This is a genomic window from Streptomyces ossamyceticus (genome assembly GCF_001418475.1).
In the GTDB taxonomy this organism is placed as follows: domain Bacteria; phylum Actinomycetota; class Actinomycetes; order Streptomycetales; family Streptomycetaceae; genus Streptomyces; species Streptomyces ossamyceticus.
Map to the genome: position 1 here is coordinate 1 of NZ_LIQX01000084.1, position 15,430 is coordinate 15,430.

The 15,430-nt window shown below is 71.9% G+C and carries 14 protein-coding genes; 4 read left to right on the top strand and 10 right to left on the bottom strand.

Annotation, left to right across the window (positions count from 1 at the left end; all coding sequences use genetic code 11):
* Nucleotides 1-40: 40 nt before the first annotated feature.
* The 3 genes from AOK15_RS07750 to AOK15_RS07760 all read right to left on the bottom strand — a co-directional run bounded on the left by AOK15_RS07750 (nt 41) and on the right by AOK15_RS07760 (nt 2,408).
* On the bottom strand, nt 41-517 hold the full coding sequence (locus AOK15_RS07750) for a DoxX family protein (RefSeq protein ID WP_055514142.1): 477 nt from the start codon (nt 515-517) through the stop codon (nt 41-43).
* Between the two features lie 147 nt (nt 518-664).
* A complete protein-coding gene (locus AOK15_RS07755) occupies nt 665-1,357 on the bottom strand; it encodes a class I SAM-dependent methyltransferase (RefSeq protein WP_055514144.1) in 693 nt (230 codons plus the stop codon).
* Between the two features lie 37 nt (nt 1,358-1,394).
* Nucleotides 1,395-2,408 (bottom strand): acyltransferase domain-containing protein, encoded by a 1,014-nt coding sequence (locus tag AOK15_RS07760; protein WP_055514146.1) that lies wholly within the window; start codon nt 2,406-2,408, stop codon nt 1,395-1,397.
* Between the two features lie 177 nt (nt 2,409-2,585).
* On the opposite strand from AOK15_RS07760, the gene AOK15_RS07765 reads away from it, so the two are divergent.
* A complete protein-coding gene (locus AOK15_RS07765; protein ID WP_055514149.1) occupies nt 2,586-2,852 on the top strand; it encodes a DUF6343 family protein in 267 nt (88 codons plus the stop codon).
* 87 nt (nt 2,853-2,939) lie between these two features.
* Here AOK15_RS07765 and AOK15_RS07770 read toward each other — a convergent pair whose 3' ends face one another.
* The 4 genes from AOK15_RS07770 to rpsA all read right to left on the bottom strand — a co-directional run bounded on the left by AOK15_RS07770 (nt 2,940) and on the right by rpsA (nt 6,746).
* On the bottom strand, nt 2,940-3,320 hold the full coding sequence (locus tag AOK15_RS07770; RefSeq protein ID WP_055514151.1) for a tetratricopeptide repeat protein: 381 nt from the start codon (nt 3,318-3,320) through the stop codon (nt 2,940-2,942).
* A 49-nt stretch (nt 3,321-3,369) separates the two neighbouring features.
* A complete protein-coding gene (coaE, locus tag AOK15_RS07775) occupies nt 3,370-3,999 on the bottom strand; it encodes a dephospho-CoA kinase (RefSeq protein ID WP_055514153.1) in 630 nt (209 codons plus the stop codon).
* Nucleotides 4,000-4,081: 82 nt separating this feature from the next.
* On the bottom strand, nt 4,082-5,020 hold the full coding sequence (locus AOK15_RS07780) for a PAC2 family protein (RefSeq protein ID WP_055514155.1): 939 nt from the start codon (nt 5,018-5,020) through the stop codon (nt 4,082-4,084).
* Between the two features lie 229 nt (nt 5,021-5,249).
* Entirely contained in the window at nt 5,250-6,746 is a 1,497-nt protein-coding gene (gene rpsA, locus AOK15_RS07785; protein WP_055514157.1) for a 30S ribosomal protein S1, read from the bottom strand.
* A 476-nt stretch (nt 6,747-7,222) separates the two neighbouring features.
* Between rpsA and AOK15_RS07790 the strand changes: the two genes are divergently transcribed.
* Entirely contained in the window at nt 7,223-7,981 is a 759-nt protein-coding gene (locus tag AOK15_RS07790; RefSeq protein ID WP_055514159.1) for a class I SAM-dependent methyltransferase, read from the top strand.
* Between the two features lie 101 nt (nt 7,982-8,082).
* A complete protein-coding gene (locus AOK15_RS07795; RefSeq protein WP_055514161.1) occupies nt 8,083-10,716 on the top strand; it encodes an ATP-dependent RNA helicase in 2,634 nt (877 codons plus the stop codon).
* Here AOK15_RS07795 and pgfA read toward each other — a convergent pair.
* From pgfA to AOK15_RS07810, 3 genes are all read right to left on the bottom strand, one after another.
* Nucleotides 10,706-11,698: a cell envelope lipid trafficking protein PgfA gene (gene pgfA / locus AOK15_RS07800; RefSeq protein WP_055514163.1), complete on the bottom strand. Its 993-nt coding sequence runs from the start codon at nt 11,696-11,698 to the stop codon at nt 10,706-10,708. The genes AOK15_RS07795 and pgfA overlap by 11 nt on opposite strands.
* 95 nt (nt 11,699-11,793) lie before the next feature.
* Nucleotides 11,794-11,928: an SPW_0924 family protein gene (locus tag AOK15_RS07805; RefSeq protein WP_107099360.1), complete on the bottom strand. Its 135-nt coding sequence runs from the start codon at nt 11,926-11,928 to the stop codon at nt 11,794-11,796.
* Between the two features lie 156 nt (nt 11,929-12,084).
* Complete coding sequence (locus AOK15_RS07810; protein ID WP_055514167.1) at nt 12,085-13,854, bottom strand: lytic transglycosylase domain-containing protein; 1,770 nt, start codon at nt 13,852-13,854, stop codon at nt 12,085-12,087.
* A gap of 415 nt (nt 13,855-14,269) precedes the next feature.
* Between AOK15_RS07810 and AOK15_RS07815 the strand changes: the two genes are divergently transcribed.
* A complete protein-coding gene (locus tag AOK15_RS07815) occupies nt 14,270-15,118 on the top strand; it encodes a DUF4184 family protein (RefSeq protein WP_055514169.1) in 849 nt (282 codons plus the stop codon).
* Nucleotides 15,119-15,430 lie beyond the last annotated feature (312 nt).

A 15,430-nucleotide genomic window follows, 5' to 3' on the forward strand; every position in this document is an offset into this window, starting at 1 on the left:
CGACGGACGGCGTGATCCCCGTGGCCCCTTGCCCCGGGGATCACGCCGTCCGTCGCAGCAGCCGCTTCAGTCCGGCCACGTCCTCCAGTCGCGCCCAGGCGATGACGAGCAGCGGCACCATCAGGATCAGCGGGGTCGCCGCGTACTCGCCGTCGAAGACGGCGAGCTGGGTGATGAACGCCCCCACCATCAACGCGCTCAACGACACCCCCGCGACCGACGCCAGCGCCGGGATCACCAGCCCGATCGCGCCCGCCAGTTCGAGCGCGCCGATGGCGTACATGCCCGCGCTGCCCCAGCCGAGCGTCTCGAAGGACTCGGCGGCCGACGGGTGCGCGATCAGCTTGGGCAGCGCACTCGCGACGGCGAAGAACAGCGCGAGCACGATCTGCAGTGCCCCCAGCGAGATCCGGGCACGCCGACTGCGCACCCCGCCCTTCAGGCCGGCGTCGGAAGCCGCGTCCGCGCTCGTGGCAGTGGTGGTGAGTCGGGAGGCGGGAGCCGTGGTCTCGGACATGGGGTCTCCTGTGGGAAGCGGTGCGTCGTGCCTGTCACAGAGACAGACCGGCGCCCTCCTCCGAACTCATCGGTCCCGAGCGGACTTTCGCGCGAAACCACTCGGACCCCACGTGCCCTCTCAGCCGTCTCTCCCGCGCGTGCCCTCTCACCCCACCGGCACCGCCCGCACCCACGTCCGGTCCTCCGTCAGATACCGGTCCACCTTCAGCCCCGACTCCCCCAGCGCCTCCTCGAACTGCTCCTTCGTCATCGGCCGCACCCGGAACGTCTGGGTCCACTCGCCGTCCGGGAAGTGGTACTCCGCGTGCACGGAGCGGACCCCGTCCCCCACCGGCTCGCTCGACGCGATACGGACCGTGAAACCACGGGGGTCGACCCGCTCCCGGGGCACATCCGTGTGGTAGTTCTCCCCCTCGCGCTGGATCAGCACCATGCCGTCGTCCGCGACATGACGCAGGCACGTGGCGAGCAGTCCGCGCCGCAGTTCGGGATCCCCGGTGTGGACGAGGAACGACGCGAGCAGCACCACGTCGAACTTCTCGCCCAGGTCCAGCTCCTCGATGGGGCTGCATATCGTCCGTGCCCCGCGCACCCGCTCCAGCATCTCCGCCGACTCGTCCACCGCCGTGACCGCGAAGCCCCGTTCGATCAGTGGGTGGGTCATACGTCCCACGCCGCTGCCCAGTTCGAGAACGCTCGCACCTGCGGGCGCGGCGGCGGCGATCACCTCCGGCTCGTCCCCCACCGGCAGTCGTGTGTACACCTCGACCGCGCAGCCGTCCGGGGTGATCGCCCCTGGCCCCGTCCCCTGAAATCCCTCACGCGTCTGGATGCTCATATCCGTTCAACGGCCGTGCGGGCACGGGCCGTTCCGCTCACCCCTCACCCGATGGGGTGAACCTGAACCAGCCGTGCCCGCTGTACCAGTGCCCTCCGGCCCTCAGATGGTCTCCGACGGCCCGTTCGAGACCTGTCCGGCGCGGGAGTGTCTCCACCGGCAGGTCCGGGTCGCCGAACACGAAACGAAGAGGCAGATCGTCCCCCGGTTCGCTGTTCCCGCAGGTGATGTGGAACCGCTCCTGAAAGCGGACGATGTTGGAGTCCTCGGGCAGATACCGCTTCAGCTGCGGGTCGAGCAGCCACGAGTGACAACAGGCGGCGGTGTAGCGCTCCGCCGGGAAGCGCCTGGGGAAGAACTCCCGGGCGAGCGCGAGCGACCGGTCGCACGCCTCCGGTGTCAGAGGGCCGGCGTAGTCGGGTATGTGCAGGTCGAGGCAGTACTCCCCGGGCCGCAGCGCCAGTCCGGCCGCCGCGAGCGCGACGCCCTCCCGGCCGCCCAGCCGGGTCCGCTGGAACTGCAGCCGCCCGAGCTGGAACAGCTCCCCGTGGAAGTGGAGCGAGAACCAGCCGGGCGCCACGAGCCCGCCCACCCCGTACCTCCGGCGGTGCAGCGCGAGACCCCGGCCCACGTCCGCGAGGGTGCGCCGGGAGATGTCCTCGGGGACGCCCCGCTCACGGTGGTACGCGCGCACGTACGGCAGGGCGGCGACGAGGACGTACACCGGGAAGTAGCGGCCCAGCGGACCGGACTCCAGCGGAAACGGCCGCAGTCCCAGCCCTCTGCCGATCTTCCCCATGTCCCGTACGAGACCCCGTACGCACCGTCCGAGGAGCGCGGTCGCCTCCTCGTCGTCCGCCAGCGTCCGGCGCAGCGCGACCAGGTCGTTGACGTCCTCGTACGGCACGGCCAGGTCCTGTAGGACGTCCGGGAGCTCCTCGGCGTCCGGCAGCCACGCCCGGGGCGCGTCCGACGCCTCCTCGTCGCCCTCCTCCAGCTCCTTGAGCCACTCGGCGAGCCTCTCGTCCGCCCGCACCACATTCCAGAGCACCTTCGGCCTCCCCCGTCACTCCACACCGTCTTCCGGAGAACGCACGGGCCGAAGAGTACGTTTCCGAGTAGGACGAACGAGATGAGAACAGCAAAAAGAGGGCACACGGGTGCAGGAGCGCCGGAAGGACGGAAAGGGCGGAAAGGGCGGCCGAGCGAGCGGGAGGCGGTGGTTCTGATGCGTACGGGCAGTGAACCGAGGACGGCGCGCAGTCCGCTGCGGATGCGGCTCTGGCTGAGCGTGTGGGGGGTGATCTGGGCGGTGCTGGGGACCGTGGCCTTCGCACTCGTCGGCCGCCCCGGCTGGGCGGCCGTCTGCGGTGCGGTGTTCTTGATCGCCGCCGTCGACGCCATGGTGATCGTGCGCCACATGCGCGAGGGCGCGCACTTCCAGCCGGGCCGTGACGTCCCGCCTTACCAGCCGCCGGACCCGCGCCACCCGTAAGGGCTCGGCGCGCTCCGGGCCGTGGCGGGGACAGGCGGTCCTCGCGCTGCGAGATCCTCGTCGTGGGAGGCCGACGGCCGACGGCAGTCAGGAGTCGAACCGCGCGGCTTCCAGGTACCGCGGGTTCGGATCGAGCGCGGCAGCCAGCCGGAAGTGGCGTTTGGCCTGGTCCGGGCGGGCCTGCCGCTGGTAGGTGCGGGCGAGCGCGTAGTGCGCGTACGCGTTGTCCGGCTCGCGCTCCAGGACGATCGTGAACTCCAGCTCGGCCGGCCGCAGTTGGGCGGCGGCGAAGAAGGCACGCGCGCGCAGCAGACGGGCCGCGGTGTTCTCCGGATGTTCGGCGATGACCCGGTCGAGCAGCTTGACGGCGCCCTGCGGGTCGTTCGCCGTGAGGAGCCGCTCGGCCGCGCGGAAGTCGATGACGTGCGTCTCCGGGGTACGTCCGGTGGAACCGCTGGTCTCGGGCACGGCTGAGTCCTTCCCTTGCTGGGACGGTTCAACGCCCCCTGGGGGTGCGCTATTCCTGCGCGTGTTCGGACCGCTCACGTGACTGGTGGGCCCTGCGCTCCAGGTCGGCCCAGACGTCCCGGACGCGTCGCCGCAGGTCCTCCAGGGGTACGTCGTTGTCGATGACGATGTCGGCGATCTCACGGCGCTGGTCGCGCGTGGCCTGGGCGGACATCCGTGCGCGGGCGTCCTCCTCCGTCATGCCGCGCAGCCGGACGAGACGGTCGAGCTGGGTCTCCGTCGGCGCGTCCACGACGATGACCAGGTCGTACAGCGGGGCGAGACCGTTCTCGGTGAGGAGCGGGACGTCGTGGACGACGACCGCGTCCGGCGCGGCGGCGTGCTCCAGTTCCTGGGAGCGGGCGCCTACGAGGGGGTGCACGATCGCGTTGAGCGTGGCGAGCTTGTCCGGGTCGGCGAACACCAGGGAGCCCAGTTTGGGGCGGTCCAGGCTGCCGTCCGGCGCGAGCACGCCCTCCCCGAAGGCGTCCACGACGGCCGCGAGCCCGGGGGTGCCGGGGGCGACGACCTCGCGCGCGATCCGGTCCGCGTCGATCAGCACGGCCCCGTGCTCCACGAGCAGCCGGGACACCTCGCTCTTGCCGGCGCCGATACCGCCGGTCAGACCCACTTTCAGCATGCCCGGCAGCTTAGGGGGTGGGCGAAAGCCCCGCACCCAGCCGTGGGAGACCCGGTCCGCGCGGGCCTCCCACGGCTCGGTGTCAGCCCTCGCCCTCCCGTTCCGCCAGGAACTTCTCGAACTCGAGGCCGATCTCGTCGGCGGAGGGGATGTCGACGGGCTCGGCGAGCATGTTGCCCCGAGTCTCGGCCCCCGCCGCGGCGTCGTACTGGTGCTCCAGGCCCTGGACGAGGGCGACCAGCTCGTCGTCGCCCTCGCGGATTTGCCGGTCGATCTCGGTCTGCGTCCGGTGGGCCTCCGTGCGCAGGGCGTGCGCGACGCTCGGCAGGACCAGGCCGGTAGCGGCGGTGACGGCCTCCAGGACGGTCAGGGCGGCGTCCGGGTACGGGGAGCGGGCGATGTAGTGCGGGACGTGCGCGGCGACGCCGAGCACGTCGTGGCCGGCCTCCATGAGGCGGTACTCCACGAGGGCCTCGGCGCTGCCGGGGACCTGGGCCTCCTCGAAGGGGCTGCGGTGTCCGGGGACCAGCTCGGCCCGGTTGCCGTGCGGGGTGAGGCCGACGGGGCGGGTGTGGGGCACACCCATGGGGATGCCGTGGAAGTTCACCGAGAGGCGGACGCCGAGCCGCTCCACGATCTGCTGGACGGCCTTCGCGAAGCGCTCCCACTCCACGTCGGGCTCGGGGCCGGACAGCAGCAGGAAGGGCGCCCCCGTGGCGTCCTGGACGAGGCGCACGTCCAGGCTCGGCTCCTCGTAGTCGGTCCAGCGGTCGCGCTTGAACGTCAGCAGCGGGCGCCGTGCCCGGTAGTCCACGAGCCGGTCGTGGTCGAAGCGGGCGACGACCTGGTGGGGCAGCGAGCCGAGGAGCCGGTCGACGATCTGGTCGCCGGTCTCGCCCGCGTCTATGTATCCGTCGAAGTGGTAGAGCATGACAAGTCCCGCCGACTCCTGGGCCAGCGCCATGTCGACGACTGCCAGGCCCTTCGGCTCCCATGCGTACAAACCCTGCGGATCAAGCACTGTGACCGCTCCTCCTCGTGTTCGTACGTCCCAACGCCGTACGGGGGCCCGGCATTCCCGGAGCCGGTTCGAGAAGTGCGGTTCACGCACACCACCGAAGTGCGGTTCGCACACAAGGCCGTGCGGTTCGCGCGCGCAGGAGCATCGTTGTCGCACACACGTCGGGCCCGCACCCCCCGGAGGGGATGCGGGCCCGGCGTGTTATCGGCTATGCCTCAGCGGCGAGCGGTCAGCTCTGGCCGCCGGCCAGCTTCTCGCGCAGCGCGGCGAGCGCCTCGTCCGAGGCCAGCGCACCGGAGGTGTCCGCACCCTCGGAGGAGTACGAACCGCCACCCGCGGCCGGAGCCGCACCGGCGGCGTCGCCACCCTCGGCGGCAGCGGCAGCGTCGGCCTCGCGGCTCTTGATGACCTGCTGCTGGTGCTGCTCGAAGCGGGTCTGCGCCTCGGCGTACTGGTGCTCCCACGCCTCGCGCTGGGTCTCGTAGCCCTCGAGCCAGTCGTTGGTCTCGGGGTCGAAGCCCTCGGGGTAGATGTAGTTGCCCTGGTCGTCGTAGGACGCGGCCATGCCGTACAGGGTCGGGTCGAACTCGACCGTGGCCGGGTCGGCACCGAAGGCCTCGTTGGCCTGCTTCAGCGAGAGGCTGATGCGACGGCGCTCGAGGTCGATGTCGATGACCTTGACGAAGATCTCGTCGTTGACCTGGACGACCTGCTCCGGGATCTCCACGTGGCGCTCGGCCAGCTCGGAGATGTGGACCAGACCCTCGATGCCCTCGTCCACGCGGACGAACGCACCGAACGGAACCAGCTTCGTGACCTTGCCGGGCACGACCTGGCCGATCTGGTGGGTGCGGGCGAACTGCTGCCACGGGTCTTCCTGGGTCGCCTTCAGCGACAGGGAGACGCGCTCGCGGTCCATGTCGACGTCGAGGACCTCGACCGTGACCTCCTGGCCGACCTCGACGACCTCGGAGGGGTGGTCGATGTGCTTCCAGGACAGCTCGGAGACGTGGACCAGACCGTCGACGCCACCCAGGTCCACGAAGGCACCGAAGTTGACGATCGAGGAGACCACACCGGAACGGACCTGACCCTTCTGGAGGGTCGTGAGGAACGTCTGGCGGACCTCGGACTGGGTCTGCTCCAGCCAGGCACGGCGGGACAGGACCACGTTGTTGCGGTTCTTGTCCAGCTCGATGATCTTCGCCTCGAGCTCCTTGCCCACGTAGGGCTGGAGGTCGCGGACGCGGCGCATCTCGACGAGAGAGGCCGGGAGGAAGCCGCGGAGGCCGATGTCGAGGATGAGACCACCCTTGACGACCTCGATGACGGTACCGGTGACGATCCCGTCCTCTTCCTTGATCTTCTCGATGGTGCCCCAGGCACGCTCGTACTGGGCGCGCTTCTTCGAGAGGATCAGGCGGCCTTCCTTGTCCTCCTTCTGGAGGACCAGGGCCTCGATCTCGTCACCGACGGCGACGACCTCGTTGGGGTCGACGTCGTGCTTGATCGAAAGCTCGCGGCTCGGGATAACGCCTTCGGTCTTGTAACCGATGTCGAGCAGGACCTCGTCCCGGTCGACCTTCACGATGACGCCGTCGACGATGTCGCCGTCGTTGAAGTACTTGATCGTCTCGTCGATCGCGGCGAGGAAGGCTTCCTCGTTACCGATGTCGTTGACCGCTACCTGCGGGGTGGTGGCGGTGGTCTCGGTGCTGCTCGTCATGTGGGAAAGGGCTCCGGTACGGACATTGAAGTCGTAGGTACTGCTACGCCGGGAGCCCGTATCGCTCTGAAGAAGCCGGACAGCCAAGGAAGCGCCACACAAAACCGCTGGTGGCGCCTCGACAACCGAGGGGACATACAACAGATGCGAGCGCAGCCTGCTACGTCTGAGGTGCGCAGGCCCGCAGCGCAACTTGTAGCATACGGGGGCAGCCAGGCAGGGTCAATGCGCGAAGGCGCACCACCCGGGGCGGAACGCCGCATACCCGGCACAAATCCCGTCCCATGAGGCCACGCAGGCCTGGGACACACCTTCCGTGACGCGATTCTGAGGCCGTCGCGCCACTCGGGTTACGGAAGAGTACGACGAGGGAGCCGATCATCCAAGAGCGCGATGTCCACGAAATCTCCACCGCCCCCGCGACCGCCGGCTCCCCCGATGCCGACGAGCCCGAGGCCACCCGGCGCGAGGCCGGAATGGCGGAGAGTTCCCGGGCCAACCGGGGCTGGTGGGACCGGAACGCGGACGACTACCAGGTCGAGCACGGCACGTTCCTCGGCGACGACCGGTTCGTCTGGGGTCCGGAGGGGCTCGACGAGATCGAGGCGGAGCTGCTCGGGCCGCCGGAGGAGCTGAAGGGCAAGGACGTCCTGGAGATCGGCGCGGGTGCCGCGCAGTGCTCCCGCTGGCTCGCCGCGCAGGGGGCACGGCCCGTCGCCCTGGACCTCTCGCACCGTCAGCTCCAGCACGCCCTGCGAATCGGCGGATCGTTCCCCCTGGTGTGCGCCGACGCGGGCGACCTGCCCTTCGCGGACGCCTCCTTCGACCTGGCGTGCTCGGCGTACGGGGCGCTGCCCTTCGTCGCGGACCCCGTGCGGGTGCTGCGGGAGGTCCGCCGCGTGCTGCGGCCCGGGGGCCGTTTCGTGTTCTCGGTGACCCATCCGATCCGCTGGGCGTTCCCGGACGAGCCCGGCCCGGAGGGCCTGTCGGTCTCCGCGTCGTACTTCGACCGCACGCCCTACGTCGAGCAGGACGAGGAGGGGCGGGCCGTGTACGTGGAGCACCACAGGACCATCGGCGACCGCGTCCGGGACATCGTCGCGGCGGACCTCCGTCTCCTCGACCTGGTCGAGCCGGAGTGGCCCGCCTGGAACAGCTCGGAGTGGGGCGGCTGGTCGCCGCTGCGCGGGAACCTGATCCCGGGCACCGCGATCTTCGTGTGCGCACGGGACTGAGGCACACCGCCGGTCCGGCTCACGCGCGCGGGACGGCTCACCCGTCCGGACCGGCTCACGCGCGCGTGGGGTGTCGCGGCGGACGTACGACACTGAAGGGCGTGATCCGTTACGACGCTCTGGACGCGCTGCCCGTGCGCGGCGCCCTGCCCGGTCTGACCGACGCCCTGGAGGGGCACGGCACCGCCGTTCTCGTCGCGCCGCCCGGCACCGGCAAGACGACGCTGGTGCCACTGGCGCTGGCCGGGCTGCTGGGCGGCGGGCCGGCGCGGCGGGTGATCGTGGCCGAGCCCCGGCGGATCGCCGCGCGGGCGGCGGCGCGGCGGATGGCGTGGCTGCTGGGCGAGAAGCCCGGCGAGAGCGTCGGCCACACGGTGCGCGGAGAGAGGGTCGTGGGGCGGCACACGCGCGTGGAGGTCGTCACGACCGGTGTGCTGCTGCAGCGGTTGCAGCGGGACCAGGAGCTCGCCGGGGTCGACGTGGTGGTGCTCGACGAGTGTCACGAGCGGCATCTGGACGCGGACACGGTGGCGGCGTTCCTGCTGGACGTGCGGGAGGCGCTGCGGCCCGAGCTGCGGCTGGTGGCGGCGTCGGCGACGACGGACGCGGAGGGCTGGGCGCGGCTGCTGGGCGGTGCGCCGGTCGTGGCGGCGCAGGGTGTGTCGTATCCCGTCGAGGTGGTGTGGGCGCCGCCGTCGCGTCCGGTGCGGCCGCCGCACGGCATGCGGGTCGATCCGGCGTTGCTGACCCATGTGGTTTCGGTGGTGCGGCGGGCGCTCGCCGAGCGGTCGGGGGACGTGCTGTGCTTCCTGCCGGGCGTGGGCGAGATCGCGCGGGTGGCGGGACAGCTGGGCGATCTCGACGGCGTCGACGTCCTCCAGGTGCACGGGCGGGCGTCGGCTGCCGTGCAGGACGCGGTGCTGGCCGGCGGGGAGCGGCGGCGGGTGGTGCTGGCGACGGCGGTGGCGGAGTCGTCGCTGACCGTTCCGGGGGTCCGGGTGGTCGTCGACTCCGGGCTGGCCCGGGAGCCGAGGGTCGACCATGCGCGCGGGCTCAGTGCCCTGACGACCGTACGGGCGTCGCAGGCGGCCGGGCGGCAGCGGGCGGGGCGCGCCGGGCGTGAGGCTCCTGGGGCGGTGTACCGGTGCTGGGCGGAGGCCGAGGACGGCCGACTGCCCCGGTTCCCGGCGCCGGAGATCAAGGTCGCCGACCTCACCTCGTTCGCCCTCCAGGCGGCCTGCTGGGGCGATCCGGAGGCTTCAGGTCTCGCGCTGCTCGACCCGCCCCCCGGTGGGGCGATGGCGGCGGCGCGGGGAGTGCTGACCGCGATCGGCGCGGTGGACGCCGCCGGGCGGGCCACATCGCGCGGTGCGCGCATGGCGCGGCTGGGCCTGCACCCCCGGCTGGGGCGGGCCCTGCTGGACGCGGCGCCCCTGGTGGGGGCGGACCGGGCCGCGGAGGTCGTGGCGCTGCTGAGCGAGGAGCCGCCACGGGAGTACGGCGACGACCTCCTGGCGGCGCTGCGGGCGGCCCGGCGCGGGGGTGACGCGTACGCCGGCCGCTGGCGTGCGGAGGTACGGCGCCTGCGGACGGCCGCGGCACCGTCCTCGAAGCACGACGCGTCCGGCCCGGCCCGTCCGCCCGCGGATGCCCGCTTCGCACTGTCCACCGACGACCGTGACGGGCACGCCTCGGGGACCGTGGCGACGCCCGACCGTGACGGGCACCCCTCGGAGGGCCGCCGCCCGCGTCCCGCCGACTCCGACGAGCGGCTGGTGGGGACCGTGGCGGCACTGGCCTTCCCCGAGCGGGTCGCCAAGGCGGTGCAGGGAGCCCATCTGATGCTCAACGGGACTCGGGCGCAGGTCGGTGAGGGGTCCGGGTTGCGGAACGCCCCGTGGCTCGCCGTGGCCGTGGCGGACCGGCCGGTGGGTGCCGGGCACGCGCGCGTGCGGCTCGGGGCAGTCGTCGACGAGGAAGTGGCGCGGTCGGCGGCCGCGGCCCTGCACGGCGAGGGCGAGGAGGTCCGCTGGAGCGACGGGGATGTCGTGGCGCGGCGGGTGGAGCGGCTGGGGGCCGTGGAGTTGGCGGTACGGCCGCTCAGGGATCCCGAGCTCGGGCTCGTACGGGCGGCGTTGCTGGAGGGGCTGCGGACCGAGGGGCTGGGGCTGCTGCGGTGGTCGGAGGGCTCCGTGTCGTTGCGGCAGCGGCTCGCCTTCGTACACGTGCGTCTCGGTGAGCCCTGGCCCGATGTCTCCGACAGTGCCCTGCACGCGCGCGTGGAGGACTGGCTGGAGCCGGAGTTGAGCCGTGCCCGGCGGCGGGCGGATCTCGGGCGGATCGACGCCGGGGAGGCGTTGGGGCGGCTGCTGCCGTGGGCCACCGGGGACGCCGTACGGCTGGACGAGCTCGCTCCCGAGCGGATCGAGGTGCCGAGCGGTTCGCGGATTCGTGTCGACTACACGCGGCCCGAGCAGCCGGTGCTGGCGGTGAAGTTGCAGGAGATGTTCGGGCTCCAGGAGTCGCCCGTGCTCGCCGGGGTGCCGGTGCTCGTGCATCTGCTGTCGCCCGCCGGGCGGCCCGCCGCTGTCACCGCCGATCTCGCCTCGTTCTGGAAGGACGGGTACCGGGCCGTGCGGGCGGAGCTGCGGGGCCGGTATCCCAAGCATCCGTGGCCGGAGGACCCGGCGGCGGCCGAGCCGACCCGGTTCACCAACGCGCGGCTCAGGCGGTGACCGGCTCGGAGGTGACGGGTTCCTCGGCCCCGGGCCCTCGCGCCCTGCGACCGCGGGCCTCCACGTAGAGGGCGAGGGCCAGGAGCAGGAGGCCGAGGCCCAGGAAGCCCCAGGGCAGGTAGGAGGTCATGAGGAGGACGACGACACGCTGGGACGTGACGAGGTCGACGGTGTGGTCGATGTAGTCCTCGCGCATCTTCACGTGGCCGGCGAACGCGGTCACCTTCTCGCGGTCGCCGAGGAGGGTGCCGCCGCGGAGTTCCTCCTTGTGGATCTCCTCGCCGTACACGGGGGCCCCGGTGACCGGCTCCACCCAGAACTTGCGGACCGTGGTGTACCAGCGGGTCGTGCCGGTCTTCGCGACCGTCTCACGGGTGATGCCCTCGACGGGCATGATCCGGGGGAAGGGCACCTCGGTCCAGGGGATGGTCTGCTCGAAGTAGTAGACCTCCACGCCGCGGAAGTCCTGGGTGCCCTTGTAGTGGATGGGGGCGGTGATACGGGCCTGGGCGTCGAAGTACTCGTAGTCGCGGGGTTCGGTGAGGAAGGGCCACTTGAACTCCAGGCCCTCGCGGCGGACGGGGTCCCCGTCGACCATCTCGCCCCTGGCGTGGACGGGTTCCTGGGTGTGGGCGTCGAAGATGTAGCGCTCCGGGATCTTGGAGACCATCTCGCCGTCGGGGCCCTGGACGTAGGACAGGCCGTCCCAGACGACCACGTCGCGGCCCGCCGTCCTCTCGATCCGCTCCGAGGCCTCCACATTGCCCTTGAGGGTCTGCACGATGGTGACCTGGGGGACCTTGCGTTCGGTCATCGTTCCGTAGTCGAGGAGGGTGGCGTCCTTCGCTACGAGGACCATGTCCTGGTACTGGTCGGCGGGGATCTTGGCCAGGCGTGGGAAGGCGTACCAGCGGGTCAGCGGGGACAGCGCGGCGAAGAACACGGCGAGCGCGAGCAGGATCAGACCGGCCCTGCGGTGCATCTCGGCCTCCCTCCCGGGCGGTTGTGGATGTGCGGCCTTCGTCGGCCGTTCGACCGCGGACGGCGCGGACTGCGCGGTCGGCATCGGCCGTCCGGCTACGGGTGCGGGGGCACCGTCGTCAGCAGGGGTTTCGGGGATGTCTCCCCCGTCGGTGTGCCCAGCTCGGTGAGCGCGAGGACCAGCGCGAACGCCAGGGCGAGACCGGTCGCGGCGGCGATCAGGGCACGCATGCGGAACCTCCCGACCGGTGAGCCCGCCGACAGCGGGAGCTGATACATCGTCAGGTCCGGCACCGTAGCAACGGCCGGGCGAGATGAGAACACGTTGCACACACAACGACGGCGCCCCTCCGGAAGAGGGGCGCCGTCGTGGCGTGTGCGCGGTGGTTACTGCGAGGCGTCGGCACTCGGTGAGGCGGACTCCGTCGGGGTCGCCTCCGTGGGGGTCGCCTCTGTGGGGGCGGCCTCCACCTTCAGTTCGACGGTGAGGGTGGCGCCGCCCTCGGTCTCGATGCGGAGGAGGTAGGTGCCGGGGGCGGCGTCCGCGTACAGCTTCGGCAGGGTGAGCAGGCCGTCCTTGTCGGTCTGCAGGCCCGTCAGGGTGCGGAGCGGCTTGTCGTCGGCCGGGTTCTTGAAGTAGGGGCCCTTGTCGTTCTCGGTGGGGTCCAGGGGCGACTTGATGAGGGTCGCCGTGGCGGCGACCTTGCCTGCGACCGCGCCCTTGTAGGTGGCCTTCACCGCGACCTGTTCGGCGAACTCGCCGTTCGCCACGCAGGTCAGCTCGGTGGTCGTGGTGCGGGCGAGGGCGTCGGCCCGGCGGGCGGTGACGGTCGCCGTGTAGTCGAGGGCGGCGACGGTGCGGCCCACGACGGTGGCGCGGACGGTGACGGCGCCGGTCTTCTCGCCGGCCACGAGCCCGGGGGCGGTGGCCTTGCCGGTGCTGTCCGTGACGACCGTGGCGACCTTCTCGCCGCCGGTGAAGGTGGTGTCCGTGTCGCCGACGACGGTGAAGCGGACCCGGACCTTCGCGACGGCCTTGCCCGCCTTGGTCTCCGTGCGGGCGGCGATCCGGTCGGGGAAGGTGGCGCCGGCCGTGGCGGTGAGCTTCGCCGGGCCCGCGGCCTCCAGGTGGTGCACCGTGTCGGTGTTGGTGGGCGGCTTGGTCGGCGGGGTGGGCGGGGTCGGCGGCGTGGGCGTGGAGCCGCCGCCGGGCTTGCCGCCACCGGGCTTGTCCTTGTTCGGCGGCGTCGGGCTGGGGCTGGGCTTGGTGCTGCCCGAGCCGCCCTGGTTCCCGGTGTTGCCGTTCCCGGTGGTTCCGCCCCCGTTGTCGCTCGGGGTGTGGGGCAGCGAGCCGGTGCCGTCGGGGATCTCGTGGGTGCCCTTGCGGTAGTACTCCAGCCACGACATGACGGTGTTGTAGTAGGCCGTCGAGTTGTTGTAGCTGAGGATCGCGCTGCGCAGGTTCCCGGAGTCGGCCAGGTCCCAGTTGAACCGGCACAGGTAGTGGCCCGCGGCCAGGGCGGCGTCATAGACGTTGTTGGGGTCCTTGGCGCCGTCGCTGTTGCCGTCGCGGCCCGCCCACTCCCAGGTGGAGGGGATGAACTGCATGGGGCCGACCGCCCGGTCGTGCGTGGCGTCCCCGTCGTACGCGCCGTTGTCGGTGTCGCTGATGTTCGCGAAGCCGTTGCCGTTGAGCTGGGGGCCGAGGATCTTGCCTATCGTCGTGCCGCTCGCGTCGACACGGCCGCCGCGGGCCTGGCCGGACTCGACCTTGCCGATGGCGGCGAGCAGTTGCCAGGGCAGGTTGCAGCCGGGCTTGGCGTCGCGCAGGGACGCCTCGGCCTTCTTGTAGGCGTCGAGGACGGTCGCGGGGATGCCGCGCTCACCGCCGCCGGCCGTGGTCGAACCGTCGCCCGTGCCGGGTGAGGGGTTGGGGCTGTCGAGGGGCGGGAGGTCCGTGTAGTAGCGGCCGTCGCCCGACGCGGTGTCCTCGGAGTAGGTGGTCGCCTCCGGCGAGGGTGACCCGGCGGTCTGTCTCCCGGCGCTGTCGGTGGTCACTCCCGGAGCCTGGGACGCGGCCAGTGCCGCTACCGTGGCCGCGGCCAGGGCGGTGGTGGCCGCCCCCTTGCGGAGCCTCAATCCGAACTGCGCCGCCATTGAGTGAGCCCTCCCCGGTGGTCGATCGCCTTGGCGTTCTTCCTTTTTGACACTGTCTCGGGCAACTTCTCCGGAATGTCTCCGGATCAGCTTTCCCGTTCTGCTACACCGACTCCGGAGTTCCGGATTTGGTTGCCCTGTTCCCGCGTTTCCTTACCCGGATTTCCGATGGCCACCGCACGCATCGACGCGGCGGCCCAGGCGACCCTACGACAACTTCCGTCGCCCGGACACCCGTTCGTGCCCGATATCCACCTGTTGCCCCTGTCGGTTCGCTGTCACGCGGGCGCACGCCGGGGTCGATGGGCGTCGCGCATACTGACGCCGGTGATCGCCGGACCGGCCGACCGCGACGAAGGTCCGCCGCGCGGACACCTCACGCACAACGCCACAAAACCTGCTCCAGGGGGACGAATTGCCTTTCACGCTGAGCCATGCGGCCGCCGTGCTGCCCGCGTTGCGCGGGGACGGGAGCGCGCGGGGGCGACTCGTGCCGTCGGTGCTCGTCGCCGGTTCGTTCGCGCCCGATATGACCTATTACGCGGCGAGTGTGCTGCCCGGGGCGATGGAGTTCGGCGACGTCACGCACTCCTTCGCCGGGGTCTTCGCCGTCGACGTGCTGTTCACCTGGGCGTTGGTGGGTGTGTGGCTGGTGCTCCGGGAACCACTCGTGGCGCTGCTGCCGAGGGGGCGGCGGGCGCGGGTGGCCTCGCTGGTGCGGTGCGGGGCGGGCGTGCGGCGGGTGCGTCCGTCGCTGGTGCTGTGGTGGTACGTGTCCGCGGTGCTCGGTGCGCTGACCCATGTCGTCTGGGACGCGTTCACGCATCTCGACCGGTGGGGGATGCGGCTGTTGCCTGTGCTGGGCGAGGAGATCGCGGGCTCACCGTTGTACTGGTACCTCCAGTACGGCGGTTCGGCGGTCGCGGCGGTCGTGATCGCCGTGTTCCTGGTGCTGGCGCTGCGTCGGCAGCCGGTGGTCGAGCCCGCGGGTGTACCGGTGCTCTCGTCGGCCGACCGGTGGGTGGCCGGTGCCGTGATCGGGGGGTGCGCGCTGATCGCGACGGTGCAGCGGGTGGCCCACTGGTGGGCCTCCTGGGGTTCGGTCGCCAAGCCGTACGAGGTGATCCCGACGGTGTGCTTCGGGGCCGGGGCCGGGCTGATGCTGGGCGTGGTGCTGTACGGGGTGGGCGTCAGGATCTGGCGCCCGGTTTCCGCTGCGGTGATCGCAGCCGACGCGGAGGCGGACAGCTCGGTCCGCCGCTGAGCACCGGGCGGCGGCGCACGGGGGCTCCACGGGGGATACGGGGTCTGGCCGCGCCGGGTGCGTACGGCGGGACGTGGCCCAGCAGGGCCGGGACGGGGTGGGTGAGCCGCCAGGGGATCAGTGTGTGCGCCCAGCGGCGGTGGGGCGCCCACGGGAAGTGGGACTGCACCCTGGAGAGGCGGGTGAGCGCCTGTGGCAGGCGGCCGGCAGCTGTCGCGGTACGGCGGCGGAGCGTGCGTATGCCCATGCGGGCATCCTCACGCCCCGCCTCCCCGCCGGGCCCCTCGACGGGGAGGGGGCGCGGGACGGATG

What these genes read in the sequence shown, in the direction of transcription:
- AOK15_RS07750 (WP_055514142.1), bottom strand. Translation starts at nt 517, where the DNA reads ATGTCCGAGACCACGGCTCCCGCCTCCCGACTCACCACCACTGCCACG.
- AOK15_RS07755 (WP_055514144.1), bottom strand. Translation starts at nt 1,357, where the DNA reads ATGAGCATCCAGACGCGTGAGGGATTTCAGGGGACGGGGCCAGGGGCG.
- AOK15_RS07765 (WP_055514149.1), top strand. Translation starts at nt 2,586, where the DNA reads ATGCGTACGGGCAGTGAACCGAGGACGGCGCGCAGTCCGCTGCGGATG.
- coaE (WP_055514153.1), bottom strand. Translation starts at nt 3,999, where the DNA reads ATGCTGAAAGTGGGTCTGACCGGCGGTATCGGCGCCGGCAAGAGCGAG.
- rpsA (WP_055514157.1), bottom strand. Translation starts at nt 6,746, where the DNA reads ATGACGAGCAGCACCGAGACCACCGCCACCACCCCGCAGGTAGCGGTC.
- AOK15_RS07790 (WP_055514159.1), top strand. Translation starts at nt 7,223, where the DNA reads ATGGCGGAGAGTTCCCGGGCCAACCGGGGCTGGTGGGACCGGAACGCG.
- pgfA (WP_055514163.1), bottom strand. Translation starts at nt 11,698, where the DNA reads ATGCACCGCAGGGCCGGTCTGATCCTGCTCGCGCTCGCCGTGTTCTTC.
- AOK15_RS07805 (WP_107099360.1), bottom strand. Translation starts at nt 11,928, where the DNA reads ATGCGTGCCCTGATCGCCGCCGCGACCGGTCTCGCCCTGGCGTTCGCG.
- AOK15_RS07810 (WP_055514167.1), bottom strand. Translation starts at nt 13,854, where the DNA reads ATGGCGGCGCAGTTCGGATTGAGGCTCCGCAAGGGGGCGGCCACCACC.